The organism is Hymenobacter actinosclerus, assembly GCF_900111515.1.
Lineage (GTDB): Bacteria > Bacteroidota > Bacteroidia > Cytophagales > Hymenobacteraceae > Hymenobacter > Hymenobacter actinosclerus.
In genome coordinates, this window is sequence record NZ_FOHS01000003.1 from 675,509 (window position 1) to 701,439 (window position 25,931).

Sequence of the window (25,931 nt, forward strand, 5' to 3'; positions counted from 1 at the left end):
TGACCGGCCCCCTATGGGCGGCGGTTACTCTTTTGCTGTATGATGATGAAAAAACTGACCTTACTTCTGTCGCTGCTTACGCTGCTGGTGGGTGGCGCGCTTGTAGGTGGCTGCAAGCAACCAACGAACCCCTACACCATCGACCCCAAGCTCATCGAGGCCCAGAAAAAAGCCGACGATGATACCATTCAGGCCTACCTGACCCGCCACGCCATCAAGACCTACCGGCGGCTCGATTCGGGTATCTACCTGGTGCCCGTCACCGATGGCCCAGCCGCCAACCCGCTGATTAAGGCCGGCCAGAAAGTGACCGTCAACTACGTTGGCAAGTTTATCAATAAGCGCAAAGAGTCGCAGGTATTCGAAGCTTCCAGCGCCAACCGCACCGACTGCGGCTGTTATACTTTCTACGTAGGCCAGGCAAGTCAGCAAGCTCCTACCGGAGTTCAACAGGCCATTACTGAAATGCGGCAGGGTGATAGAAAGCAGATGCTGATTCCATCGTACTTGGCATACGACTTTAGTGGGGCAGGTGCCGTACCCGCCAGCACACCGGTGCTGTTTGATGAAGAAATCCTGAGCGTAGAATAACTGACAGCGCAATGTGGCAGGTGATACGCTGGGCTACTTTGTTGCTGCTGGGCGGCGTGCCCCTGGCAGGCCACGCCCAGCGTACCCTCTCGGCCAGCGCCGCCCCGCCGGCCCCCGCCGACAGCCTGCTGGCGCGGGCTACCACTACGGCCTCGGGCCTGCGCTACGCCCTGCGGCTGCCGGGCGCCGGCCCGTTGCCCACACCCGGCAGCCGCGTTACGGTTCACTACACCGGTTTTCTGGCCGCCGACGGCGCTATTTTCGATACGTCGGTGCAGCAGGGCGGGCCGCTGAAGGTGCGGGTGGGCCAGCGCGAGGTTATCAAGGGCTTCGACGAGGCGCTGCTGCTACTGCCCGCCGGCAGCCGGGCCCGCATCTGGATACCGGCCCGGCTGGCCTACGGCGCCAAAGGCCGCCCCGACCCCGACGATGATACCGGCCGCCGCTACCTCATCCCACCCAACGCCGACCTTATTTTCGAGCTGGAAGTGTTGAAGGTGAAGTGAGAAGTGAGAAGTGAGAAGTGAGTAACGGTACGACGGTCATTCGGCTTTGGCAGAATGACCGTCTTTTTTCTTCCTTTCTTTGTAGCAGTGCTTTTGCGGCGCGCTTTTTTTTCTGCAGTTGATTTTGAGTATGGCTTATTCTGTTCGGATGCGCGTGCTGGGGTTGGTGAGTGCCGGGCTGCTGGCCACGGTGGGGCTGGTTTCGTTTCAGGGCAAGCCCGTGCCGTTCAATAAGTTGAAATCGGGGCTGGAGTACCGCATTTACCGGCTCGAAAAGGGCCGTTACGTGCTGCGGCCCGCCCTGCCCGCCACCGGCGACCCCACCTATGCCAGCCGGGTGGGCCGCATCCTGAGCCTGCACCTGCAGTTCCGCACGGCCAAGGACTCGGTGCTCATGCACTCGCGCCGCCAAAACGAGAACCAGCCCGTGCGCGTCCCGCTCGACACCATCCGGCCTAGCCAGGGCGGCAGCGTCGAGCAGGCGCTGGCCCTGCTGCAGCCCGGCGACTCGGGCGTGTTCCGGCTCAACCTCGATACGGTGTTTCGCAAGTCGTTTCAGCAGCCCGTGCCCGGCTTTATCCGCCGCGCCGGCCCTACCATGCTGGTATTTGCCAAGGCCGTGAGCGTGCAGACCCCGGCCGAAGTGGAGGCGCAGATGCGCCAGGAGGAAGCCAGCCAGCAGGCAACGGCCAGTGCTAAAGCCGCCGAGCAGGCCCGCCGCGACGAGGCCCTGATTCTGGCCTACGCCAAGGAGCACCAGCTGCAGCCCCAAAAAACACCCCGGGGCGTGTACTACGTGGTTACCCGCCCCGGCAGCGGCCCGCTGGCCCAGCCCGGCCAGACGGTTTCGGTGCTCTACCGGGGCCAGCTGCTGAGCGGCCAGGAGTTTGATGCCTCGGCCAACCACGGCAACAAGCCCATCGAGTTTCCGCTGGGCGCCGGCCGCGTGATTCCGGGCTGGGACGAGGGCCTGGCCCAGCTTTCCAAGGGCGCCAAAGCCACGCTGCTCATCCCCTCGGCCCTGGCCTACGGCCCCCGCAGCCCCGGCGAGTCCATCCCCGCCAACAGCGTATTGCTCTTCGACGTGGAGCTGGTGGATGTGAAGTGAGAGGTGAGCCGTTTGTCATTCTGAGCAGAGCGAAGAATCTCGCATGCCAAAGTAATTCCTGATGCCAGGGTTACCACTGCACGCGAGATTCTTCGACTGCGGCTGCGCACCCTGGCTCAATTCGCCACATGCTCAGAATGACAATCGGCTCACTTCTCACCTCTCTGTACTCACTTCTCTTCTCTCCCTACAACTCCGCCAGCACTTCCGACAGCACGGCCAGGGAGCGGATGTCGCCGAGGCGCTCAACGTGGAGCTGGTAGTAGCGGATGAGCACGCCCAGCAGCTCGCGCCGGACGCGGCCGTTGGGAATGGAGACGGAGGCCGGCGTTTTAATCAGCTCGTCGAGGTACTGGTCGAACTCGCGGCGCAGGGCGGTGGGGCCGCGGTTGGTACCGGCGGCGGCATCGGTGGCGAAGGCCACCTGGGTGGTAACCTCCTCGCCCGTTTCGGGCCCGAAGCCCAGGTAGTGGCTCAGTTGCAGCAGGAACACCAGCGCAAAGTTCTCGAAGCCCGTTTCCTGCCGGTCGAAGGCCAGCACCGAATCGTGCAGAAACGTGAACATGGGCTCGTTCTCCTCCTCTTCCAGCAGCACCCGGCTCACAATTTCCGACAGCAGCAGCGCGATGCTGCTCTTGCGCACATCGTAGGGCAGCGTGCGGAAGGGCTCGGCGCAGCGGAACTCGGAGAGGCGCGTGAGGCCACCGTTGCGCGAGGTGTAAGCTACCAGCTCCAGCAGCGTGAGGGGCTGAAACAGGGCAATGCGGCCGGGTGGCTTGGCCTTGCGCACCCCGTTCACCAGGTAGCTCTGCAGGCCCAGCCGCTCAGTATAAATGCGGGCAATAATGCTGGTTTCGCGGTAGCGAATGTGGCTCAGCACGATACCCCGGGTTTTGATGAGCATTTCTTTGGAGAAGCTAGGAGATAGAAATTAGGAGTTAGGAGCCAGGAGTTAGAAGAACGTCATTCAGAGCGCAGCGAAGAATCTCGCGTGCTGATGTTGTAACAAGTAACCCGACATCAGCACGCGAGATTCTTCGCTGCGCTCTGAATGACGTTCTTCTAGCTTCCAGCTCCTACTTACTCACTACGGCAATCTTGCTCACGCAGCCGTTCTTGCCGTCGGCATCGGCCGAGAGCACCAGGTACACGCCCGAGCGCACACGCTGACCGTTATAGTCGGCCAGGTTCCAGCTCACGGTGCCGCCGTTGGCGCGGGTCTGGTACACGAGCCGGCCCGCCACATCGGTAATTTTCACGCTGGCGTTGTTGGCCAGGCCCGAAATGCTCACCGGCCCGGCGTACTCGGGGCGCACCGGGTTGGGGAACACGCTGGCGCAGCTGGGCTTGCCCTCGGTGATGGTAGCGTCGCCGCGGTAGCTGACCACGCCGGCATCCGTCACGGCGAATACCTGGCCGGTTTTGTCGTTCACGGCCACATCCACGATGGTATTGGAGGGCAGCGGACTGTTGGCGGTGGTGAAGTGCAGCAGCACCTCGTTGGCATCGGCCGTGAACAGCCACAGGCCGTTGTCGGTGGCAAACCATTTGCGGTTGGCCCCATCAATGGCAATAGCACTGATTTTCTGTTTGTCCAGCGTCGGGAAGCCTTGCTCGTTCTTGCCGCCTCTATCGATATACGGCAACTGGAAACCTACGTCCTGCTGCAGGTCGAAAGCGCCGCCGGGGTTGGGAAAGTAGGCCGGGCCTTTGTTGGTGCCAATCCAGATGTCGCCCGCGCGGTCTTTTACCACGTCGTAGATGTCGTTGATGTCGCGCACTGTGGTATTACCGCCCTCGTCCTTTCGGCCCACAGCCTGGATGTAGTAGCGGGTTTCGCGGGTTTCGGGGTTGTGGGCCACCAGGCCCAGGCCGCTGTTGGGGGCCCGGGCCCGCGACACCCACGCTGCGCCGGCGTCGTCGAGGGCAATGCGGTCGAGGTTTTCGCTGCCCGCGAAGTAGTCGATAATGCGCCAGCTGCTGGCCACCGGATCGAACACGAACAGGCCCGACTGCCCGGCTATCTGGTGGCGGTTCACCACCCACACGTGGTTTTCTGCATCCGTCGTTACGTCGGTAACGCGGGTGTAGATGGGTTCGGCAATGGCGCTGCGCAGGGGGTTGGGCTGGTTGCTGGTGGGGTTGAAAAGCCGGAACTCGCCCGGAGCCTTCCATTCCAGCAGGCCGTCGCCGTAGCTGCCCACGTAAAGCGTGCCATCGGCGGTGCGCGTGCCCCGGGTAAGGTCGCGGGGGTTGGGGTACTGAGCCGGGTCGGGCAGGGTAATGGGCGTGATGTTGGTCCACTGCCCCTGCTGGAATTCATAAAAGCCGCGGAAGAAGCCGCGCTGCAGATAACGGTCGGTGTGCCCCCCCGTGAAAACGTCCACGGTGTTGGTGCGCGCGTCGGCCAGCACGCTGAAGGCCTGGGCCCCGGCGGGCGCATTGGTCAGAAACTGCTCGGCCTGCTGGCCATCGGCGGCCACGCGCAGCAGCCCGTTCTCAAAATCGGCCACGTAAAAGCTTCCCTCCCGGCTACGCAGGCTGGCCTGCGGATTGCGCAGCAGGGCCGGCCGCAGGGTTGCCCGCCGGGCACCGGTAGCCACATCGAGCACCGATACCTGGGCTTGCTCGGTTACCAGCAGCCCGGCCGAAGAGGGCATCAGCTGCCGGAAAGCAACGCCCACCGGCGAGCCGGCCAGCGGCTGCCAGCTGCCGGGCCCGGCGTAGGCATACAGCCGGTCGCCGCTGACGCCGGCCACCACCCGGCCCTGCTGCACGGCCAGCGTACGGTAGGGGTCGCCGCCGCGGGCGGGCAGGTCGGTGGTCCAGGTGCGGTAGTCGATTGGGTTGCCCGCCAGGCTCGTGCGCATCAGCCCGTTGGAGGTGGCGGCGAACAGCGTGCCGCCCGCCACGGCCGTAGCGTACACCCGCACCACCGCGCCACCGGGGCCGATGTTGGTGTACGAGTCGCGGATTTCGCGCTTGTCGAGGTCGAGCACCACAATGCCGAAGCTGGCCGCCAGGTACGCCCGCCGGCCGGTAATCTGCACCTGGTACACGGTTTTTCCGCCGCTGATATCCTTGCGAAAAATGTCGTTGAGGTTGCTGATTTTGCCGTCCTGCAGGCGCAGCAGGTCGAGGTTGCCGTTCTGGTAAGCTACCAGCAGCTGCTGGCCCACCGAGTCGTAGGCCAGCGTGCTTACGCCCACATCGTTGAGGCCGTCGCGGCGGGAAAGCAGCGTGGTGGTGCCCAGCTCCTTATCGAAGTAGAAAAAAGCGTCCTGGGCGGCTACGTACACCCGGTTACCGGCCTCGGCCAGGGCCAGGGCGCGGTTGGTGGGCAGGTGTAGCTGCCACTCGCCATAGCCCGCCGCCGATGCGGCCTGCGCCCGAACCGGGCCGGCCGGCAGCAGGCTTATAAGCGGCAACAGAAAAACCAGCAGCCGCGCCGGGCTCAGGCGTAATATTCGCATCATCGACGGAGAGGTAAAGCACAACGGATTGACTGGCAAGATAACGACCCCGGAGGTGAAATGGGGAAGCAACCAGCTGCGGAGTTTAACGTGCGAGGAGCCTTATCATTGCAGCACGCCCACCCATCATCTCACCCGCTCACTATTTCACCTTGTCGCGCATGCCCTCCTGAAAACAAACGCGGCAGCGGGCTTCGTAGGCGTCGGTTTCGCCGAGCAGAATCTTGTCTTCGGCGGCCGTTACGCGAAACGAGTACGAGGCCAGCTCGCCGCAGCACACGCAGATGGCGTGCACTTTGGTTACGAACTCGGCCACGGCCATCAGCGCGGGCATGGGGCCGAAGGGTTGGCCCTGGAAGTCCATGTCGAGGCCGGCCACAATCACGCGGGTACCCCTGTTGGCCAGCTGCACGCACACCTCCACCAGCGACTCGTCGAAAAACTGCGCCTCATCAATGCCCACCACGTCGCAGTTGGTGGCCAGCAGCAGGATTTCCTGGGCCACCGGCACGGGCGTGCTCCGGATGCTGTTCTGGTTGTGCGACACGACGTCCTCGGCGTGGTAGCGCGTATCGAGGGCGGGTTTGAAGATTTCCACGCGCTGCCGGGCAATTTCGGCCCGTTTCAGCCGCCGGATAAGCTCCTCGGTTTTGCCCGAGAACATGGAGCCGCAGACAACTTCAATCCAGCCCCGGCGGGCATTGCTGCCGAGGCGCGTACCAACGCGGGGTTCAATAAACACGGGCGAATAAGTGAATGAGTGACTCGGTGAATGAGTGAAGGAGGCAAAGGTAGTGTCAATAACGAACGTCATTCTGAGCGGAGCGAAGAATCTCGCGTGAAGTCGTTCAACGGCTGTTAGGAGCGAAATTCTTCGCTTCGCTCCTAATGACGCCCTGTTTCACTCATTCCCCAAGTCACTCATTCACCGAGTCACTCATTCACTCAGTATAGAAAACGTGCGGGAGCTGGGTGGCGCGGGGCACGCGGGCGCTTACCTGGCCGGCGGGCAGGCGGGCCTGGCAGCTCAGGCGCTCGTCGGGGCGGAGGCGGCCGGCGGCGCGGTAGCGCAGCTCGGGGGCGGTGGGTTCGGTGAGCAGTTCGGCCCCGCTGGTGATGCGCAGCCGGCACGTTACGCAGCGGCCCCGCGCCCCGCAGGCGTGCTGCCAGTCGTGGCCTGCCGCCTGAATGGCGGCCAGCAGCGTGGCCCCGGCGGGCACCGGAATGGCCACGCCGGCCAGATTTTCGACAATCAGAGTGGGCATCTTTCTGTAAATTGCTCGCTGAACCAGGCTTTCGAATGAATACCAAATATAGCCACGCTCAGCGTGAACAATACGGCCGGCTGCTGGCAGCGCGGCTCTGCGACCAACATTTCGGGGCCCGCCCCACGGCCACGCTCGACGGTCCGGCAGTGCTGCGCTTCACCCCCATCCGGCAGGTAAACCTGTTTGTGGTGCAGGAGCTGCTGGGCAAGTGGACCGCCGAAATGGCCCAGCTGCGCAGCGCGTATTTCGACTTCGAAGATGCCGACGTGCGCCAGGCCCTCACCCAGTTCATGAACGTACTTTCGCGGCGCATTCGCCTGAGCCGGCCCACCTACGAGCCCCTGCTGGCCCAGGCCGTGGCCGACACGCTGGCCGGCGCCCTCAGCCCGGCCGATACGCTGGCCACCAAGCTGCTGCCCGCCGAGGCCGGCCCGCGCACGCCCGAGCAGCTGCGCGAGGGCCTGCGCTACCTCGACACCAACAAGACGCTGTTTGAGCGCTTCGTTGATGCGCTGCCCGCCGGCCAGGAGCAGCCCCGCGACTACCTCATCAGCCATTTCCGCCAGCACCTGGAAAACCACCCGGACCAGGTTGCGCCCGTCACGGCGCTGGTGGCCCAGTTCAACGAGCTGCTGCCACTCACCGAGGCCGACCTGCGCGAAGCCTCCCCGGCCGCCGCTGCCGCCACCCCGGCTCAGCCGGCCCCCGTTGCCACCACGCCTGCCCCCCCGGCCCCCCCCGTAGCGGTTGCCGCGGCTCCGGCTGCGCCAACCCCGGCTGCGCCAGTGGCTCCGGTAGCACCGGTGGCCAAAGCGCCGGCCGCCGAACCGGAAACCACGGCCGCTGTGCCGCTGTACGCCAAGCTGAAGGCCGAAAACGCGGGCGCGCCGTCGCTGAGCGACACGCTGCGCGCCGCCGACCGCAGCACCTCGCTGGCCGAAAAGCCCCAGCACGTCGAGTCGTTGCGCGAGGCTATATCCATCAACCAGCGCTTCAGCTTCATCAACGAGCTGTTCGGGGGCGAGAATATGCGCTACCACGCCGCCATCCAGCACCTCGACACGCTGCCCGACGCCGATGCGGCCAAGCGCTACGTAACCGACAACCTGGCCGCCGAACAGCAGTGGGTGCGCAAAGACGAGCACGTAAACAAGCTGTTGCGCCTGATTGACCGCAAGTTCAGCGCCTGATTTCCCCAGCCAGTGCCCCGGCGCAACCCGGCGTCCCGTCAGCATCCGCCAGGGCGGGGCCAGCGGGGCCTGCGTTGCGCCGGGGTATCGGTTTTACCCGTCTGCCCGCCGCCCATGTCCTCACTCGCCCTTCCTTCTTTGCGCTGGCCGCACTGGCTGCTGGTGTATCTGCTGGGCCTGGGCCTGGTGGCTGGGCCGGCCTACCCCATGTACCGGCACTACGATTTCTCGCACTCGCTCGACACGCGCAGCTACCTGAGCGTGGCCCGGGGCGAGTTTGCGGGCGTGAGCCTGACGCGGCGCTACCGGCCCCTGGTGCCGGCCCTGGCCGCCGCCGTAGCCTGGCCCATCGAGCAGGTGTACGCCCGCATCTGGCCCGAGCGCCCCGGCTCCGAGTGGCCGCTGCGGCTGGCTTTTTACGTAGTAAACTGCCTGCTGTTGGCCGGCGCGGGGCTGGTTATGTTCCGTACCTGCCAGCGCTGCGGGGCCTCGCCGCTGGCGGCGGCCCTGGCGCTGGCGGCCGTGTTCACGAGCCGCTGGACGGTGTACATGGCCGGCCTGCCCCTCGTGGATAGCCTGTATCTGCTGGTATTTGCGCTGGCCTTTTATGCCGTGCGCGCGGGCTCGGCGGGGGCCGTGGTAGCCGTGCTGCTGCTGGCGCTGCCGGCCAAAGAATCGGGCCTGATGCTGGTGCCCTGGCTGCTGTGGTACGGCCGCCACGCGCTGCGCTGGCCCTGGCAGCTGGTCTGGCTGACGCTGGGCGGGGCCGCCTGGCTGGCCCTGCGCATCTGGATTGACCAGCAGGCCGGCACCCCGCCGTCGGCCAGCGTGAGCAACGCCCTGGGCCACCTCGAAAACCTCACCTATTCGCTCGGGCGGCTGTTTTCGGTGAAGGGGGCGGGCGAAATCTTCAGCATCTTTGGCTTCTTCAGCCTCGCCGTGCTGGTGGGTTTGCGCAACCGGGCTGCCCGCCAGCATTGGCTGCCCGCCGTGGGCTGGTCGGGCGCGTGGCTGCTGGTTATCGTAGCCGCCCACATGCTGCTTTCCGGCGACTTGGGCCGCATGGGATATCTGGCCGCCCCGGTTTTCGCGGTGGCTTTTTCGTTGATTGTTAGTGCCTATTCGCTACTTGGATCAAAAGCTAGAAGTCAATCGATTTGAAGACGATATTTCCTTTTTTGTATACGCTCACCTTATCAGGAGAATTTATAGTCATCCCTAATTCAACTATTTGATTTTTTTTGGAATAGACACAATGCATCGGACGCCATATGCCTGACATATGGCTCAGTGGAGTGAATTTATAAAAATACAAGCTATCAGATATTTTTTGAGAATACTTTCTATCGTATAATTCTACTTTCAGCCTTGTAAAATTATCCCACATAATAAATTCGCTACTATATTTTTCTTTAAAACAGAACAACGTCTGTATATCTGAATTTTTTTCATTTTTTGTCAATACACACTGTTTTTCAGATAAGTAGCTTTTGAAAGGAAAAACAAATGGCGGGTACCCTCCTAAATCTCCAATGAAACGGGATTTGATACGCTGCTCTTTACGCACAGCATCTGACTCCCTCAGCAATTTCACTATAAGCACGTTAGCGCCATGATCATCCTGATAAATTATTTTTTTTGTAGCACATGAGGCGAGGGCTACAGATAATATAAAAAGCGCAAATTTGAGATTACATCCCTTCATAAAATTATTTAAATATAACCCAAAAACTTCTATTCCTAATATCGCTCCAGATCCTGCTTGCGGGCGGCATCAATGGCCAGCAGAATAAAGAGCAGCGTGGTGAATGACCATAGCGAGGAGCCCCCGTAGCTGAAGAACGGCAGCGGGATGCCCACCACCGGGGCCAGCCCGATGGTCATGCCGATGTTGATGCAGAAGTGAAAGAAGATGATACTGGCCACGCAGTAGCCGTAGGTGCGGCCGAACACCGATTTCTGCCGCTCGGCTACGAACACCACGCGCCCGAGCAGGGCCATAAACAGCACAATGGTCGTCATTGTGCCGGCCCAGCCCCACTCCTCGCCCACGGTGCAGAAAATGAAGTCGGTGCTCTGTTCGGGCACGAAATCGAACTTGGTTTGGGTGCCCTGCAGGAAACCCTTGCCGGCCAGTCCGCCTGAGCCAATAGCAATTTTCGACTGCGTGACGTTCCAGCCTACGCCCAGCGGGTCGGCCGAAGGATTTATCAGGATTTCGATGCGCTTGCGCTGGTGGTCCTGCAGCACGTTGTTGAAGAAGAAATCCACCCCGAACACCATGCCAATCACCACCGCCCACACGCCCGCACTCAGGGGCAGGTGGTGGCGCAGACTTCGCCAGTTGGCCGCCAGCACCACCGCCAGCAGCACCGTGAAGCCCACGACCAACCAGACCTTGGGCACGAGCAGCGCCAGAATGAGAATAACGGCGCCGGCGGCCAGAATCAGCAGAATGATCGGCGACATTCCCTCGCGGAAGTAAGCCAGCAGGAAGGCGGCAAACACCAGTGCCTGGCCCGTTTCGTTGGCCGCGATGATGAGCACCGGCGGCAGCAGCGTGAGGCCAACCAGCACCAGCTGGTCGCGGAAGCTTTGCTGGCGCAGGTTGATGCCGGCCAGGTAGCGCGATACGGCCAGGGCCGTGATGAACTTGGCAAACTCGGCGGGCTGCACCCGCACCGGCCCCAGCTCCAGCCAGGAGCGCGAGCCGGCAATCGGCCGGGCAATAAAGGGCGTAACAATGAGCAGCAGAATCATCAGCCCGTAGAGGCCGTAGGCAAACGTGTCGTAGGCCTTGGGGTCGATGACGAGCAGCACCACAATGAGTACCAGGGCCGTGCCAATCCAGACAATCTGCTTGAACCAGTTGAAGTCCATGAGCTGGCCGAAATTCAGCGAGCCAAACGGGTTACTGGGCGCATCGGGCGAGTAGCTGGCCGCGTACACGTTCAGCCAGCCCACGCCCACCATCAGCAGGTAGAGCAGAACCGTGACCCAGTCGATGCTGCGGTTGTAGCGGGCGGGGAGGGAATTCAATTGTGAATTTTGAATTAGAAGCTGGTGTAGCGCGAACTTTGTAGTTCGCGTCCTTGTGCCGTTAGGATGGCTTCGAACGGCGCGGCGACGCGAACTACAAAGTTCGCGCTACACTATTAATATTTCCGGCGTTTGATGAAGCGGTCGGCGGGGCCGGGCAGCCACTCTTCCCAGCGGTGGCGCCAGGGGGCTACCTGGCCACGCAGGTATTTCTCCATCACGAGGGCGGCCAGCGGCGCGGCCGAGCTGCCGCCGAAACCGGCATTTTCGATGAACACCACGATGGCAATTTTGGGGTCCTGGGCCGGGGCAAAGGCGGCGAAGGTGGCGTGGTCGTCGCCGTGGGGGTTTTGCACGGTGCCGGTTTTGCCAGCTACCGAAATACCCACATCGGCCAGGCTGGCGTTGTTGCCGGTACCGCCGTTGCCATCCACCACACTCACCATGCCCGGAATGATGGCCTCGAAGTGGCGGGCATCAACGCCCACCGTGTGCTTTACCTGGTACTCGGGCAGCGGGCCGCCGCTGCCAATGCCGCGCACGAAATGGGGCGTGTAGTACCAGCCGCGGTTGGCAATGGTGGCCATCACATTGGCCATCTGCAGGCCCGTAATGCCAATTTCGCCCTGGCCAATGCTTAGCGAATACACCGTGCGGAAGGTCCAGCGGTGGTAGCCATTGCGCTTGTCGTAGAACTCGGGCGACGGAATCAGGCCCTTTTTCTCCTGCCCCATATCCACGCCCAGCTTCTCGCCCAGCCCGAACTGCATCACCTTGCGCCGCCACTCGCCCAGGCCAAGGCGGGCATCCTCGAAGCGGTTGCTGGAGCGCCCACGCAGCACCGTGGCCCGCATTACCTGGTAGAAATAGGGGTTACAGCTCTGCTTGATGGCAATGCCCACGTTGCTCGGATACTCGTGGCGGTGGGTGCAGCGCACCAGCTTGAAGTTGCACGGAAACGGCGTGTTGGGCGACACCACCCCGGCCTGCAGCGCCACCAGCTCGTTTACCAGCTTAAAGGTAGAACCCGGCGGATACGTGGCCATGAGGGGCCGGTTGAACAGCGGCTGCTCGGGGTTGTTGAGCAGCTCCATGTAGCGGTTGCCCATGCCCTTGCCCGACAGCATTTCGGGATCGAACATCGGGGCCGACACGAAGGCCAGGATTTCGCCCGTTTTGGGGTCGATGGCCACTACCGAGCCCCGCTTGCCGGCCATCAGCTTCTCGGTGTAGCCCTGCAGCTCCGAGTCGAGGCTCAGGTGCAGGTCCTGGCCGGCCACCGAGAGCGTGTCGTATTCGCCGTCGCGGAAGGCGCCCTTCTCGATGCCGCGCACGTTCACCATGCGGTACTGCACGCCGCGCCGGCCCATGAGCTGCTTTTCGTAGAACGACTCCAGGCCCGTAATGCCCAGGAACTCGCCCGGCTGGTACTTGCTGTATTGGGGCCGCTCCAGCAGCTTGGGCGTAATCGAGCCCACGTAGCCCAGGGCGTGGGCCATGGTGTGGGTGTTGTACGAGCGGGCCATGCGGGCCTTCACGCTAAAGCCGGGGAAGTCAATCAGGTTGTCCTGAATGGCGGCCAGTTCCTGGGTGCTCAGATTCTGCACCAGCGGCGAGGCCTTTACGCGGCTGAACTTGCGGGCCTGCTGCAGGCCCTCGCGCACTTCCTCCAGCGGCAGCTGCAGCAGCTGGCTGAAGCGGAGCGTATCGAGCTGCTTGACTTCGCGCGGCACTACCATCAGGTCGTACACGGGCGTATTCTGGACCAGAATCTGGCCCTTACGGTCGTAAATCAGGCCCCGGTAGGGCGACTGCACGATGCGCTGGAGCGTGTTGCGGTCGGCGGCCAGCTTATAGCTGCCGTCCAGAACCTGGATGTAGAACAGGCGCGTCGCAAAAACCAGCGCGACGGCCAGGAAAATTGCCTGGACGACGTATTTGCGGCCTTCGAGGTATTGCAAGGCAGAAGAATCTGAAAGGAAAGGGGTTCGGCCACCAACGGCCGGAAGACAAAGATAACCCCGACCCTGCGGAAAAGGTGCGGGAGCAGTGAATGAGTCACTCATTCACCGAGTCACTTATTCACCGCTTGCGGCGCTTGGTGGGGTAGAACACCAGCTGGATGATGAGCAGGGCCAGGGCCGTGTAGAGCGTGCTGAGCACGATTTTGGCCAGCGTGAGTCCCACAAACCGGAACGAGCCCAGTTCGAGCAGGAAAAAAGCGGCGTGGTGAATAGCCGTGAGCAGCACCAGGTACACCACCATCCACTGCCAGCCCATCTGGTGGATGTTCACCGAATCCTGGGCATCGTAGCCGTCGCGGGGCGTGAGCAGGCGCAGCACCCAGGGCCGCAGGTACATGAGCAGCACGGCGGCGGCGGCGTGCACCCCGCCGGTATCAAACACCATATCGAGCGAAATGCCCGCCACGAAGCCCAGCACCAGCTGCAGCACCAGCGGCGTACCCAGAGGCAGAAACAGCAGAAACCCCAGGTAGATGAAGCACCAGGCAAGGTTGAACAGCACGAAATCGTTGCCGCTGATCAGCAGCACGTACAGGGCCAGGTAGAACACGCCGCGCAGGCCCTGCCACAGAATAGTGAGAATTCCTCCGCTCATCGGCGCTGGGTTTCGGGTTTGATGCCGGCGCGCAGCTCCAGCGTGTCGCGCTCGGCCTGGGGCCTGCTCGTCACCAGGTACACGTAGGTGAGGCGCGAAAAATCGGTGGCCAGCCGCACGCGCACCGTCCAGAAGTTCTTGTCGGGCTCCTTCACAAACGAATCGACGGTGCCCACCAGCACGCCCTCCGGATACACGGCGTTGTAGCCCGAGGTCACCACCGTATCGCCGCGCACGAGCTTGTTCTGGCGCGGAATGTTGTCGAGCAGCACGTGGGTGGGGTCGTCGCCCAGCCAGCGCACGGTGCCAATGGTACCGTCGCGCTGGATGCGGGCCGAGGTGCGGCTCTGCGAGTGCAGCACCGACGTGATGGTGGCGTAATGTTCCGAAAACACCTTCACCCGCCCCACAATGCCTTCGGCCGACACCACGCCCATGCCCTCGCGGACGCCATCGACACGGCCCACGTTCAGGGTCAGGTAGTTGTCTACGAGGCGCTGGGTGCTGCTCACTACCCGGGCCGGAATGAGGGGGTAGTCGGGGTCGCGGGTGGCCAGGGCGCGCAGGCCCAGCAGCAGCGAATCGGGGCGGCCCAGGATGGCCAGCCGGGCGCGGGTGGTGCTGTCCTGGCGCACGGGCAGCGAGTCGGCAGTGCGGCCGCCCAGATCGGGCGGGTAGAACTGCTGGCGCAGCCGGGCGTTTTCGCGCATCAGCTCCTGGTTCACATCGGCCAGCCGGAAATAATCCTGCACCTGGTTGCGCCAGCCCAGCACCTGCCCCACGTAGGTATTAGACGAGTTGAAGAACGCGGCCCGCTGGTACGTGCTGTTGCGCACTAATAAAAACAGGCTCAGCACTTCCAGCACCGCAAATACCAGGACCCCCCGGTAGCGAAACAGAAAGGCGAACAGGTTATTCATTTTGAGAAGCCAGGAGTTAGGAGCTAGAAGCCGATGAAGTTTTACGAGCAGAAACTGTTAAGCAGAACGTCATTCAAAGCGCAGCATACTTTGAATGACGTCCGACTCTAACTTCTAGCTTCTATCTTCTAAGTCAGCAGCACCCCCCGGAAGGCCTGGATATCCTTGATGGCCTTGCCGGTGCCGCGCACTACGGCGCGCAACGGGTCTTCGGCAATATGAATGGGCAGCTTGGTTTTCACGGCCAGGCGCTTGTCGAGGCCGCGCAGCAGGGCGCCGCCGCCGGTCAGGTGAATACCGTTTTCGTAAATGTCGGCCGACAGCTCGGGCGGGCTGATTTCGAGGGCCTTGAGCACGGCTTCCTCAATTTTGGCTACCGACTTATCGAGGGCAATGGCAATTTCCGACGACGTGACTTTAATGACTTTCGGAATGCCGGTCATCAGGTCACGGCCGCGCACCTCGTAGTCGGGAGGCGTTACCTCCAGCTCGGTGAGGGCTGCGCCTACTTCAATTTTGATGCGTTCGGCGCTTCGCTCGCCAATCAGCAGGTTGTGCTGGCGGCGCATGTAGTCGAGAATGTCCTGGTTGAAGACGTCGCCGGCCGTTTTGATGCTCTGGTCGCAAACGATACCCGAGAGGGCAATGACGGCTATTTCGGTGCTGCCGCCCCCAATGTCAATAATCATCGAGCCTACCGGCTGCTCCACATCAATGCCGATGCCGATGGCGGCGGCCATGGGCTCCTGAATCATCCAGACTTCCTTGGCGCCGGCGTGCTCGGCCGAGTCGCGCACGGCCCGCTTCTCCACCTCGGTAATGCCCGAGGGAATGCAGATCACCATGCGGTGCGAAGGCTGAAACAGGCGGTTGCGGGTATCAATCATCTTGATGAGCCCCTTAATCATCTCCTCGGCGGCGTGGAAATCGGCAATTACGCCGTCTTTCAGGGGCCGGATGGTTTTGATGTTGTCGTGGGTTTTCTCGTGCATCTGCTGCGCCTGCCGGCCCACGGCAATTACTTTATTGGTGGTGCGGTCTTTGGCGATGATGCTCGGTTCGTCCACCACGATAACGTCGTTGTGAATGATGAGCGTATTGGCCGTGCCCAGGTCAATGGCAATGTCGCTGGTAAAGAAATTGAAGAAACCCATTTCGTAACGGCAAGTAAATGAGAGCGGACAGCATGGCCCGTCAAAAGAAGGGCAAAAGTACGCAGGAATTTATAGGGATGAAGAATGGCCGAGCCAGCTGCTGAACGCACAATGTGCCGAAACAGTACCGGCGCCGGCTACAATGCAAGCTCAAGCATATCGGCCACCATTGCCTGCAACGCAATAGGGTGCGAAGCTACGCCCCGCACCCAATTGCGTTACTTAAAAGTACTGTTGCCGGCTGTTGCCCGGGCTAGTGCTTGAAGTGGCGCACGCCCGTCAGCACCATGGCCATGCCCCGCTGGTTGCAGGCGGCAATGCTGTCCTGGTCTTTGATGGAGCCGCCGGGCTGCACCACGGCCCGGATACCCGCGGCACCCGCAATTTCCACGCAGTCGGGGAAGGGGAAGAAGGCATCGGAGGCCATAACGGCCCCGTTCAGATCGAAGCCGAACGCGGCGGCCTTCTCGATGGCCTGGCGCAGGGCATCCACCCGCGAAGTCTGGCCGACGCCCGAGGCCAGCAGCTGGCCGGCGCGGGCCAGCACAATGGTGTTGCTCTTGGTGTGCTTGCAGATTTTGAGGGAAAATTCCAGCGCCGCCACCTCCTCAGCCGTCGGGGCCGACTCGGTGACGGTTTTGAACTCGGCCGCGCCTTCCATGGCCTGGTCGAAATCCTGCTCGATGGTGCCGTTGAGCAGCGTTTTGATTTGCTTAGCCGGAAACTGAACGGGCTTCTGGCGCAGCAGAATGCGGTTTTTCTTGCTCTGCAGCAGCGGCAACGACTCGGCCTCAAACCCGGGCGCAATCAGTACCTCGAAAAACAGCTTGTTCAGCTCCTCGGCCGTGGCCGCATCCACCGGCTTGTTCACGATGATAACGCCACCGAAAGCCGACACCGGGTCGCAGCTCAGCGCGTTCAGGTAGGCCTGGTGCAACGTATCGGCCTGGGCCACGCCGCAGGCGTTGGTATGCTTGAGAATGGCGCAGGCGGCGGGGCCGGCCGCGTCGAACTCGCGCATCAGCAGCACGGCCGCGTCCACATCTACCAGGTTGTTGTAGCTGAGCTGCTTGCCGTGGAGCTGGTCGAAGAGCGCGCCTAGGTCGCCGTAGAAGGTACCGGCCTGGTGGGGGTTCTCGCCGTAGCGCAGGGGCGTTTCGTTGTTCGTTGTTGGTTTTTCGTTGTTCGTCTGTTCTTCAGCAGGCAGGTTCTGGCTTTTTACTTTTTCACCCTGGCTTTCCACGAAGTAGCGGCCGATTTCGGTGTCGTAGTGGGCGGTGGTGGCGAAGGCGGCGGCGGCGTAGCGCTGGCGGTCCTCCAGGTCGGTGGCGCAATTTTTCTGGGCCAGCAGTTCGGTAACGGCCGCGTACTGGTCGCGGCTGCTGACCACGAGCACGTCGCGGAAGTTTTTGGCCGCCGCCCGCAGCAGCGAGATGCCGCCGATGTCAATCTTCTCAATCACGTCGGCCTCCGCGGCGCCCGAGGCCACGGTTTCCTCGAACGGATACAGGTCTACGACCACCAAATCGATGGGCGGAATCTGGTGCTGCCGGGCTTCGGCCAGGTCGGAGGCTTCGTGGCGGCGGTACAGAATGCCGCCGAACACGGTGGGGTGCAGGGTTTTCACGCGCCCGCCAAACACGGCCGGAAAGCCGGTCAGCGTTTCCACGGCCGTTACCGCCGCGCCGTGCTCCTCAATAAACTGCTGGGTGCCACCGGTCGAGTACAGCGTGACGCCGTGCTGACTCAGCAGGTCTACGAGCGGGCCGAGGCGGTCCTTGTAATACACGGAAATGAGGGCGGAACGAATGGGCTGCGACATGGCGGAAAAGGGCTGAAAGGGTTCGTGAAATGCTCCGCGAAGGTAGGCAGCCCGGCGCGGCCCGTTGTTACCAAATTGTTAAGGAGAGCAGGTAACAGCCCCTGCGGCACCACCAGGCCGGCTTCCGGCAGGCAGCGGGTGCAGTGGCCGCCGCGCCGGCCCAGGCCTGCCGCCGCAGCTCAACCGTGGCAGCCGAAGCGGGCCGCCCTGCGTAGAGGAAGTAGTTGTTATCCGGCCCCTGTTTTTTATGCCCGAACTGATTAGCTCACCCACTTCTGCCGCGGCTACGGCGGCGCCCGCCGCCACTCCGGCCCTGGCCGCCGCCGTAGCCGCGGCCCTGGCCCCGCGCCTGTTTGCGCAGGCCGCCCACTCCGATATCGAAGGCAACTTCCCGAGCGAGGAATTCGACTGGCTGCGCGAGGCCGGCCTGCTCACGGCCCCGCTGCCCGCCGCGCTGGGCGGCAGCGGCCTCAACGAAACCGCTCACACCTACGAGCTGCTCAGCACCCTGCGCCACATCGGGCGGGGCAACCTGGCCGTGGGCCGGATATACGAGGGCCACGCCAACGCGCTGCAGCTCATCGGGCGCTTCGGGCGGCCGGCGCAGGTGCAGGCCTGGGCCGCCGACGCCCGCGCCGGCCACCTGTTCGGCGTCTGGAACACCGAAGCCCACGACGGGGTGCAGCTGGAGCCGCTGCCCGACGGCCGCTTCCGGCTCAGTGGCAGCAAAACCTTCGGCTCGGGCGCCGGCCACCTCAGCCGCCCCCTGCTTACGGCCGCCCTGCCCGAGGGCGGCGGCTGGCAGATGCTGGTGCTGCCCGCCGACACCCAGGTGCCCGAGTACGACGCCCGGTTCTGGCGGCCGCTGGGCATGCGGGCCTCGGCCAGCTTCCGGGTCGATTTTACGGGGTTGGAAGTGGAGCCCGAACAGCTGCTGGGCGCACCCGGCGACTACTACCGCCAGCCCTGGTTCAGCGGCGGGGCCATCCGGTTTGCGGCTGTGCAGCTGGGTGGAGCCGAGGCCATGTTCGACGAAACCCGCCGCTTCCTGCGCGCCCTGGGCCGCACCGACGACCCCTACCAGCGCCAGCGCCTGGGCCAGCTGAGCATTCTGATAGCCAGCGGCCAGCACTGGCTGCAGGCCGCCGCCGAGCTGGCCGCCCGTCCCGGCCCCGACGCCGAAACGGTGGTAGCCCACGCCAACCTCGTGCGCTCGGCCATCGAGGATATTTGCCTGCGGGTGCTGCCGCTGGCCGAGCGGTGCGTGGGCGCCCGGGGCCTGCTGCGGCCCGAGCCCTTCGAGCGCCTGCACCGCGACCTGACCCACTACCTGCGCCAGCCCGCCCCCGACGCCGCCCTGGCCGACGCCGGCCGCTACGCCCTGACTCACCCCCGCCCCGCCCACCGTCTCTGGCACGAGTAAGCGGGTTTGGCTGCGGGCTTTCAGCTGCTGGCTGCCAGGTTTATAGCTGGCTAACCTGGATGTTCTTTGAGACTGGATTTTACAGATACGCTTTAACATGACGCTTGATTTCAACGCCCTGCCACTGCGCCCCGCTGGCTTTGCCGCCACGCTGGGACCAACCGTGGTAATTGCCCCGCACCCCGACGATGAGAGCCTGGGCTGCGGCGGGCTGCTGGCGCTGCTGGCCCGTGCCAACGTGCCCGTGTGGTGCGTGCTGATAAGCGACGGCACCATGTCGCACCCCAACTCGGCCAGGTTTCCGGCCCCGGCCCGCCAGGCCCTGCGCGAAACCGAGCTGCGCCTCGCGCTGGCCGAGCTGGGCCTGTGCCCCACCCACCTGCTGCCGCTAGGCCTGCCCGACGGCCAGGTGCCCGGTCCCGACGCGCCCGCCGGGGCGGCAGCCGTAGCCCGGCTGGTTGACTTCCTGAGCGAAAAGCAGCCGGCTACCGTGCTGTGCCCCTGGCGGCGCGACCCCCACCCCGACCACCAAGCCAGCAGCCAGCTGGTGCGGGCAGCCCTGGCCCAGCTGCCCCGGCCCCCGCGCCTGCTCGAATACCTCGTCTGGGCCTGGGAGCGGGCCGACCCCGCCGACCTGCCCCAATCGGGCGAAACAAGCGGCTGGCAGCTCGATATCGGGCCGGTGCTGGCCGAAAAGCAGCGCGCCATTGCCGCGCACGCCTCGCAGCTACCCGGCTCCTGCATCGACGACGACCCGGCGGGCTTTACGCTGGCTCCCACCATGCTCGCGCATTTCGCACGCCCCACGGAAGTGTATCTGGAAGCGGTTGTTTAGCCGGCCAGCCCAGCCCAGCCGGTTTTTTACGTTGACGACGATATTTCGCGACCGAAGACCGCGGCCCAACCCGAAATACGACCACTTCACGTCTCATCTTTATGGAACCGAATCCCAACCAGCCCCACACCCTGCCGGCCGATTACTTCGATAAGGTGTACGAGGCCAACCAGGACCCCTGGAACTTCACTTCCAGCCCCTACGAGCAGGAGAAGTACGCTGCCACGCTGGCCGCGCTGCCCCGCCCCCACTACGCGCGGGCCTTTGAAATCGGCTGCTCGCTGGGCATTCTCACGGCCCGGCTGGCCCCGCGCTGCGACTACCTGCTGGCCGTAGATGTGGCCGAGGCCGCCCTTGAGCAGGCCCGCCAACGCTGCGCCCACCTGCCGCAGGTCGAGCTACAGCTGCTGCGCGTACCCGCCGAATTCCCCCAGGGCCAGTTCGACCTGATTCTGGTATCGGAGGTAGGCTACTACTGGAGCCCGGCCGACCTGGCCCGCGCCGCCGACCAGATAGTGGCCGCGCTGCCGGCCGGCGGCCAGCTCGTGCTGGTCCACTGGACGCCCCCCGTGCACGACTACCCGCTCACTGGCGACGCCGTGCACGAGTTCTTCCTGGCAAAAGCCACTCCTGATGGCCCCCTGCGCCACCTGCACGGCCAGCGCCACGAAAAGTACCGCCTCGACGTGCTGGAGAAGACGTAAGGATTGGTGAAGGCCTGTCATTCTGAGCGCGCGAAGAATCTCGCGTGCCACAGTAATCCTGTCGTCAGGAATTGCCACTGCACGCGAGATTCTTTGCACTACTCAGAATGAGAACCCTCCACCAACGCCTACCGCAGCCTGCGCCAGCTCGGTACGTAGCGCGGCAATGCCCAGCGCCAGTGGCACTTGGGGCACCGGGTCGGGCAGCAGCAGCGGCCGCGCCCACTCCCAGTAGGCGCCGAAGGTGGCATAGCTGGGTAGCGCCGTCAGCACTTGGGCCGGCACCTGTTCCAGACCCAAAGCTGCCTGACTGACGGAGCCACCGCTTTGCGCCAGCTGCCACTGCGCCCGCAGCCGGCGGCGCAGGCGCAGCTCGTGCACCAGGGCCGCGGGGTCGGGCACCAGCAGTTGCTGCTGGCCCAGGCGGGCCCACTCGCGCAGTTGCCACGAGAGGCCCACTGCCACCCGCCCCTGCTGCCGGCCCGAGGTAAACACGCGCACGGCCGGACTATGGCGCACTCGCAAATCGTGGCGCAGCAGGGCCTGGTACAGGGCCTCATCTTCCAGAAACGGCACTACCGGCAGCCCGCCCACCTGCCGGTAGGCGGCCACCGTAACGGCCAGGCTGGCCCCGAAATGCTGGTGATGCCGGGGCCAGGGGTCGTGGGGCTGGGGGTCGAGCTGGGTTTCGAGCCGGGCCCGCAGCAACTGGTAAGTGGCATCCTGCAGCTGGCAGCGGCGCACGGGGCAGGCGCGGCTGGTTTCTTCCATCAGAATGCGGCCGGCCACGGCATCGGTGCCCCGCGCCAGCTCGCGCAGCGTGGCGGCCAGCCAGTCGGGAGCTACGCGGGTGTCGGCATCGGTGCTGATGATGGCGGCGCCGGACTGGCCGGCCTGCTCCAGGCGGTGGGCAGCCTCGTCCATGAGCAGGCGCCGGGCCCGGCCGACGTGGGCCTCGGCGGGTGGCAGCGTGAGCTCGGCTACGTACAGGGCCAGGGCCGGGTGGGTGGCGGCAAAGGCCCGCACGGCGGCGGCGGTGCCATCGGTGCAGTTGTTGGCCAGCACCAGCACCTCGAAGCAGCCGGTCGGCAATGGCTGGCCCTGCTCGTTGGTTTGGGCGGCCAGCGCAGCCAGCGTGGCGGGCAGCGCCTCCGCCTCATCCTTGGCCGGGATAATAATGCTGGCCCGCAGCGCCGGGGCCGGCGGCGGCAGGTGGTTCCAGGGCGAAGCGGGCAGTGCCGCGTTGTTGGGATGGGCCGAATGAAACCGGCGCGGAGTGGCGTAATCCATGCGCTGCTTTCTACGCACCAAACAGGGCACAGTTGACGCAAAAACCAACAAAAAACCATACTGCTGAGCTTCAAAGACAGAAAAAGCAAAAGCCGCAGGCCGCTCCTTTACGGTGCGGGCCTGCGGCTTGCGGCTGGTAGCTTATGGCTGGTCGCTTGACTTAGAATGCTTCGCCCACGGCGAAGATGATGCCCGAGTTGCCGCCCGAGCCCACACCGTAATCGAGGCGAATGTTGAGCCGGTCGCGGCGGTTGAAGCGGAAGCGGGCACCCACGCCCCCAGCGTAGCGCATGGCGTCGAACTTGTAGTCGTCGATGTTGGGCGCCACCTGACCCACCGAGCCGAAAACGACGCCATCGATGCGCCAGAATAGTTTCTGGCGGATTTCGGCCTGAGCCGTGGTGAACTGCCGGTCGCGGTAGCGGGCCTCGTAGATGCCGCGCATCAGGTAGGCATTGTTGTAGAGCGAGCCACCGAGCGTGGCGCCCATGCCGCCCCACTCGCGGAACGGCACGTCGCCGGTGTGGTACTGGCCCAGAAACTGCAGCGCCAGAATGGTGTTGTTGGAGCCGAACAGCGGGTTGAAGTGGCGCGCATCGACCATGTAGCGCGTAAAGTTGTAGTCGCTGCCCAGGGCTTTGCCGGCGAACAGCACGTGGGCATCCACGAAATTGCCTTGGTAGGTGGCCAGCAGGTTGTCGCGGCTGTCGTAGAGCAGCGCCGGTCCCACGCCCGAGGTGGTGTAGCCGCCCCGTTGCTCGGCCGGAATGGTGTAGTAAGAACCGGGAGTGGCGTCGTCGTCGCCATGTTCCTTGAGCTTAACGGTGCCCAGATCGGTGAGGCGGTAGCGCAGGCCCACGAACAGATTGGGCTTCACTTTCATGAGCGCCTTCTCATCGAATACAATCAGCGGATACTGGATATTGGAGTACACATCCTTGTCGGTATCGTTGCCGCGGCCGTAGTACTTGAACGCCAGGTCGTAGTAGCTCAGCTCGCCCGAGAAGAAGAACTTTTCTTCCTTCGTGAAAATGGTGTGCGTGAGCTGCAGAGTGGTTTGCTTTTTCTGCGAAATCCAGGCAATCAGGCGGGCATTCGACTTGCGCACCGTGGTGTCGGAGCCAAAACGCCACACCGGCAGAATGGCCACGCCGCCGGCAAAGCCGGTTTCCTGCTGATAAAAAGCGATGGGCACCGGGATAAAGCTCGGCTTATCGGGGTCGGAGGGCGTGAGCCTGATTTTGGTGGTGGCGGCCGGCGCCAGCGCCCGGTTCAGGCCCACCGGCGCGCCGGCTGGCTCGTTAACCAACTCAGCCGAGGTAGTTAGCTCGGCCGGCGCGGGAGCCAGAGCTGCCGAGGCCAGCAGCGGGGTAGTCGAATCGGGGGCAACTGACTGCGCAAGGGCAGCCGGGGTGGCCAGCGCGCTTAGCGCCAGCAACGGATAAAGTAAGCGCATACAAAGATGGCCGGGGTCAGAAAAGTGGATGGAGCAGGCGCCGGCGGCGGCCTTCAGGCGGGCAGCACGGCCGGGGCCCTGGCCTGTGCTAACGCAACTGTAGCGGCCGCGGTTGCCCACATGCTCAGACCAACCCCAGCATCGACAGCACCCCGGCCAGCATGATGGCCTTGCACCAGGTGCTGAGCCGGGCAAAATGCCGCCGCTGGTCGGCGCGGCGCAGGGCGGCGGCCAGGGCCAGCAGCGGAGCCAGCACCAGCGCCAGCAGCCACAGGCCCAGTGCGTAGCGGTGGCTCATCAGCAGGGCATTGAACACGGCCCCGGCCACCAGCAGCGCCAGGCAGGCCAGAAAAAACCCGGCCACCCACTTGGTGCGCGGCACGCCCCACACCAGCGGCAGCGTGCGGCATTCGTGCTGGGCGTCGCCGCGCATGTCCTCCACGTCCTTCACAATTTCGCGCACCAGCGTGAGTAGGAAAGCGGCCAGCGCGTAGCCCCACACGGCCGAGCGGCCGGTATGCAGCTGCAGCTCGGGCAGCAGCACCAGCGCCGCCGTGAGGGTGGCAATGCTCACGTTGCCCACCAGCGCCACCCGCTTAAAACGGGCCGAGTACCCCCACAGCAGCAGCGCCGAACCCAGATTGACAAGGCCCAGCAGCGGCGAAAGCAGCATCCCCAGCCCCACGCCCAGCCCCGAAAGCACCAGGTGGGCCAGCATGGCGTGGCGCCGGTTGATGCCGCGCCCCACCACCAGCCGCCCGGGCCGGTTGATGGCGTCAATCTTGACGTCGTAGTAGTCGTTGATGATGTAGCCGGCCGCCCCGATGCACAGCGCCGACAGCAGCAGCAGCCCAAACCCGGGGGCCAGCACCTGCCGCCAGGGCGCCTCGGGCAGCAGCAGGCAGGCACGCACCAGCAGCAGGCACAGGGCCATAATCAGCAGGTTGGGCAGGCGCACCAGCCGGGCCAGCTGCCGCCCGCCGCTACCGGAGCCCAGGCTGCCGGCGCCGGCGGCACCCGCAGTGGCATCGGCGGCAAACAGGGGCGGGCGAAAGGGCATAGCGGGGGCCGCAAGGGCAAAAGGAACTACAAAGATGCGCCAGCCGCAGCAAAAGGCGCTAAAAAAAGCCTCTCCCGAAATCGGAAGAGGCTTTTGCCGCTGGCTTTCGGGTGGCTACAGGCGCTTTACATTTACGGCGTTGATGCCCTTGCGGCCCTGCTCGGTATCAAACTCCACCCGGTCGCTCTGCTGCACCTGCCCGCCATTGAGGCCGGTAACATGCACGAAAAAGTCTTCGTTGGTTTCGTCTTCGGTGATAAAGCCGTAGCCTTTGTCTTCGTTGTAAAATTTAACGGTGCCGGTTTTCATAGCAGGGAAAGGGGGTTGTGGTGGAAGGGTTGGAATTGGCTTTGCTGGGCTGAAGGTAAGGCGGCGCAAGGGTATCTGCGCTGCTCAAGCCGGCCGCTGCCCCTCACTGTTCTAGCTGGCTGGCCGGCACGTTGCCGCCGAGGTAGGTCAGCAGCACGACAATAGTACGCTTTGCGCGGCAATAACCCGTGCGCTACTGTCGAGCCCGGTGCGTGCCCCGGCGCGTGCCAGCAGCTGCAGGCCAGCGTAACACCGCCCGATTCCGAAAACCGTTGCCGCCGCTTGGCGCCTTACCAACCACCAATATCAAGCTTTAGCCGCTTGCGGGCAGCCTTTTACCAGGTACCCTGCGCTTTCATCACGGCTTCCATCAGCTCGCGCACGGCGCCGTGGCCGCCGGGCAGCTGGGCCACGTAGTTGCTGATGGCCCGCACATCGGTGGCGGCATCGGCGGGGCAGGCGGCCAGGGCGCAGCGGCGCATCACCTCCAGGTCGGGCATATCGTCGCCCATGTAGGCTATGCTGGCCGTTTCGAGGTGGTAGGTGTTGAGGTAGTTGTTGAAGATTTTCATCTTGTCATCCACCCCCAGGTAAATGTCGCGCACATCGAGCGACTCCAGCCGCTTGCGCACGCCCTCCTCCTCGCGGCCCGAAATAACGGCCACCCGGTAGCCCTGGCGCAGGGCGTGGCGGATGGCGTAACCGTCGCGGATGTGGAAGGAACGCACCTGCTCGCCCGAGTTGAAGGCCAGCAGCGTGCCATCGGTCAGCACGCCGTCCACGTCCAAAATAAACACCTTAATTGCCTTCAAATCAATTACTGCCGACATATTACTATAGCACAGGAGTGCGCCGGCCGGGTTGCCGGGCACCGTTATAAAAGAAAGCGGCCAGCACAACGGGCCGGGGCGGCCTATTGGTTATCGCGCCACTCGTACACCCACTTGGCCTGAATCTGCTCCAGGTGGCCTTCGTTGGCCTCCTCGCGGGTACCTTCGAAGTTGGGCAGGCTCAGCACCCAATCCAGGAGCTCGGTAAACCGGATGCGGTAGATTTTAGCCTCGCCGAATTCGTTGCCGAATTTCTCATACAGGGCAATGGCCACATCCTCGTGGTCGCTCCACTTAATCGGGGGCTCGAAATGATTCATATTAATAAAATGTG

The 25,931-nt window shown here is 63.7% G+C and carries 25 protein-coding genes; 8 read left to right on the forward strand and 17 right to left on the reverse strand.

All coding sequences use genetic code 11. From position 1 onward, the window contains the following. Positions 1–45 precede the first annotated feature (45 nt). From BMY67_RS14490 to BMY67_RS14500, 3 genes are all read left to right on the forward strand, one after another. Positions 46–591, forward strand: coding sequence for an FKBP-type peptidyl-prolyl cis-trans isomerase (locus BMY67_RS14490; protein WP_177189839.1), 546 nt, complete (start codon positions 46–48; stop codon positions 589–591). 11 nt (positions 592–602) lie between these two features. Beyond that, positions 603–1,097 carry an FKBP-type peptidyl-prolyl cis-trans isomerase gene (locus tag BMY67_RS14495; protein ID WP_092772801.1) on the forward strand — a complete coding sequence of 165 codons (495 nt, stop codon included), beginning with the start codon at positions 603–605 and terminating at the stop codon, positions 1,095–1,097. Between the two features lie 130 nt (positions 1,098–1,227). Further along, positions 1,228–2,205 carry an FKBP-type peptidyl-prolyl cis-trans isomerase gene (locus BMY67_RS14500; RefSeq protein ID WP_245745057.1) on the forward strand — a complete coding sequence of 326 codons (978 nt, stop codon included), beginning with the start codon at positions 1,228–1,230 and terminating at the stop codon, positions 2,203–2,205. A gap of 187 nt (positions 2,206–2,392) precedes the next feature. Here the strand turns inward: BMY67_RS14500 and recO are convergent, their stop codons facing one another. From recO to BMY67_RS14520, 4 genes are all read right to left on the reverse strand, one after another. Then, positions 2,393–3,109 carry a DNA repair protein RecO gene (gene recO / locus BMY67_RS14505; protein WP_092772803.1) on the reverse strand — a complete coding sequence of 239 codons (717 nt, stop codon included), beginning with the start codon at positions 3,107–3,109 and terminating at the stop codon, positions 2,393–2,395. A 172-nt stretch (positions 3,110–3,281) separates the two neighbouring features. After that, positions 3,282–5,681: a type IX secretion system anionic LPS delivery protein PorZ gene (porZ, locus tag BMY67_RS14510; RefSeq protein ID WP_092772805.1), complete on the reverse strand. Its 2,400-nt coding sequence runs from the start codon at positions 5,679–5,681 to the stop codon at positions 3,282–3,284. Between the two features lie 139 nt (positions 5,682–5,820). Then, a complete protein-coding gene (locus tag BMY67_RS14515) occupies positions 5,821–6,420 on the reverse strand; it encodes a thymidine kinase (RefSeq protein WP_092772807.1) in 600 nt (199 codons plus the stop codon). Between the two features lie 199 nt (positions 6,421–6,619). Continuing rightward, positions 6,620–6,943 (reverse strand): 2Fe-2S iron-sulfur cluster-binding protein, encoded by a 324-nt coding sequence (locus BMY67_RS14520; RefSeq protein ID WP_092772809.1) that lies wholly within the window; start codon positions 6,941–6,943, stop codon positions 6,620–6,622. 35 nt (positions 6,944–6,978) lie between these two features. Here BMY67_RS14520 and BMY67_RS14525 point away from each other — a divergent pair, with 35 nt between their 5' ends. Then, positions 6,979–8,136 (forward strand): hypothetical protein, encoded by a 1,158-nt coding sequence (locus BMY67_RS14525; RefSeq protein WP_092772811.1) that lies wholly within the window; start codon positions 6,979–6,981, stop codon positions 8,134–8,136. 114 nt (positions 8,137–8,250) lie between these two features. Further along, a complete protein-coding gene (locus tag BMY67_RS14530; protein ID WP_143069839.1) occupies positions 8,251–9,297 on the forward strand; it encodes a hypothetical protein in 1,047 nt (348 codons plus the stop codon). On the opposite strand, the gene BMY67_RS19045 is transcribed toward BMY67_RS14530, so the two are convergent. The 7 genes from BMY67_RS19045 to purH form a co-directional block, all read right to left on the reverse strand. After that, positions 9,278–9,841, reverse strand: a complete 564-nt coding sequence (locus tag BMY67_RS19045; RefSeq protein ID WP_143069840.1) for a hypothetical protein — start codon at positions 9,839–9,841, stop codon at positions 9,278–9,280. The two genes, BMY67_RS14530 and BMY67_RS19045, sit on opposite strands and share 20 nt — an antisense overlap. A 35-nt stretch (positions 9,842–9,876) precedes the next feature. Beyond that, positions 9,877–11,175, reverse strand: a complete 1,299-nt coding sequence (gene rodA, locus BMY67_RS14535; protein ID WP_092772815.1) for a rod shape-determining protein RodA — start codon at positions 11,173–11,175, stop codon at positions 9,877–9,879. 116 nt (positions 11,176–11,291) lie between these two features. Further along, positions 11,292–13,136, reverse strand: a complete 1,845-nt coding sequence (gene mrdA / locus BMY67_RS14540; RefSeq protein ID WP_092772817.1) for a penicillin-binding protein 2 — start codon at positions 13,134–13,136, stop codon at positions 11,292–11,294. Between the two features lie 121 nt (positions 13,137–13,257). Continuing rightward, positions 13,258–13,794, reverse strand: a complete 537-nt coding sequence (locus BMY67_RS14545; RefSeq protein ID WP_092772819.1) for a hypothetical protein — start codon at positions 13,792–13,794, stop codon at positions 13,258–13,260. Continuing rightward, the gene (gene mreC, locus BMY67_RS14550; RefSeq protein WP_092772821.1) at positions 13,791–14,714 is read right to left on the reverse strand and encodes a rod shape-determining protein MreC; all 924 of its coding nucleotides are present in this window, start codon (positions 14,712–14,714) and stop codon (positions 13,791–13,793) included. Before mreC ends, BMY67_RS14545 begins: the two co-directional genes overlap by 4 nt. A gap of 128 nt (positions 14,715–14,842) precedes the next feature. Continuing rightward, positions 14,843–15,868 (reverse strand): rod shape-determining protein, encoded by a 1,026-nt coding sequence (locus tag BMY67_RS14555; RefSeq protein WP_092772823.1) that lies wholly within the window; start codon positions 15,866–15,868, stop codon positions 14,843–14,845. 253 nt (positions 15,869–16,121) lie between these two features. Further along, positions 16,122–17,690, reverse strand: coding sequence for a bifunctional phosphoribosylaminoimidazolecarboxamide formyltransferase/IMP cyclohydrolase (gene purH / locus BMY67_RS14560; protein ID WP_092772825.1), 1,569 nt, complete (start codon positions 17,688–17,690; stop codon positions 16,122–16,124). A 247-nt stretch (positions 17,691–17,937) separates the two neighbouring features. On the opposite strand from purH, the gene BMY67_RS14565 reads away from it, so the two are divergent. The 3 genes from BMY67_RS14565 (at position 17,938) to BMY67_RS14575 (ending at position 20,652) form a co-directional block, all read left to right on the forward strand. After that, entirely contained in the window at positions 17,938–19,113 is a 1,176-nt protein-coding gene (locus BMY67_RS14565) for an acyl-CoA dehydrogenase family protein (RefSeq protein WP_245745058.1), read from the forward strand. Positions 19,114–19,210: 97 nt separating this feature from the next. Further along, on the forward strand, positions 19,211–19,948 hold the full coding sequence (locus BMY67_RS14570) for a PIG-L deacetylase family protein (RefSeq protein WP_092772829.1): 738 nt from the start codon (positions 19,211–19,213) through the stop codon (positions 19,946–19,948). Between the two features lie 101 nt (positions 19,949–20,049). Continuing rightward, positions 20,050–20,652 (forward strand): SAM-dependent methyltransferase, encoded by a 603-nt coding sequence (locus BMY67_RS14575; RefSeq protein WP_092772831.1) that lies wholly within the window; start codon positions 20,050–20,052, stop codon positions 20,650–20,652. A gap of 102 nt (positions 20,653–20,754) precedes the next feature. On the opposite strand, the gene BMY67_RS14580 is transcribed toward BMY67_RS14575, so the two are convergent. From BMY67_RS14580 to iscX, 6 genes are all read right to left on the reverse strand, one after another. Next, positions 20,755–21,942, reverse strand: a complete 1,188-nt coding sequence (locus BMY67_RS14580; RefSeq protein ID WP_092772833.1) for a glycosyltransferase family 2 protein — start codon at positions 21,940–21,942, stop codon at positions 20,755–20,757. Between the two features lie 160 nt (positions 21,943–22,102). After that, a complete protein-coding gene (locus BMY67_RS14585) occupies positions 22,103–23,398 on the reverse strand; it encodes a BamA/TamA family outer membrane protein (RefSeq protein ID WP_143069842.1) in 1,296 nt (431 codons plus the stop codon). 124 nt (positions 23,399–23,522) lie between these two features. Continuing rightward, a complete protein-coding gene (locus tag BMY67_RS14590; RefSeq protein WP_092772837.1) occupies positions 23,523–24,458 on the reverse strand; it encodes a geranylgeranylglycerol-phosphate geranylgeranyltransferase in 936 nt (311 codons plus the stop codon). Between the two features lie 114 nt (positions 24,459–24,572). After that, positions 24,573–24,767 (reverse strand): cold-shock protein, encoded by a 195-nt coding sequence (locus BMY67_RS14595; RefSeq protein WP_092772839.1) that lies wholly within the window; start codon positions 24,765–24,767, stop codon positions 24,573–24,575. A 335-nt stretch (positions 24,768–25,102) separates the two neighbouring features. Further along, entirely contained in the window at positions 25,103–25,597 is a 495-nt protein-coding gene (locus BMY67_RS14600) for a KdsC family phosphatase (protein WP_092772841.1), read from the reverse strand. Between the two features lie 83 nt (positions 25,598–25,680). Beyond that, positions 25,681–25,917 carry a Fe-S cluster assembly protein IscX gene (gene iscX, locus BMY67_RS14605; RefSeq protein ID WP_092772843.1) on the reverse strand — a complete coding sequence of 79 codons (237 nt, stop codon included), beginning with the start codon at positions 25,915–25,917 and terminating at the stop codon, positions 25,681–25,683. Between the last annotated feature and the right edge of the window lie 14 nt (positions 25,918–25,931).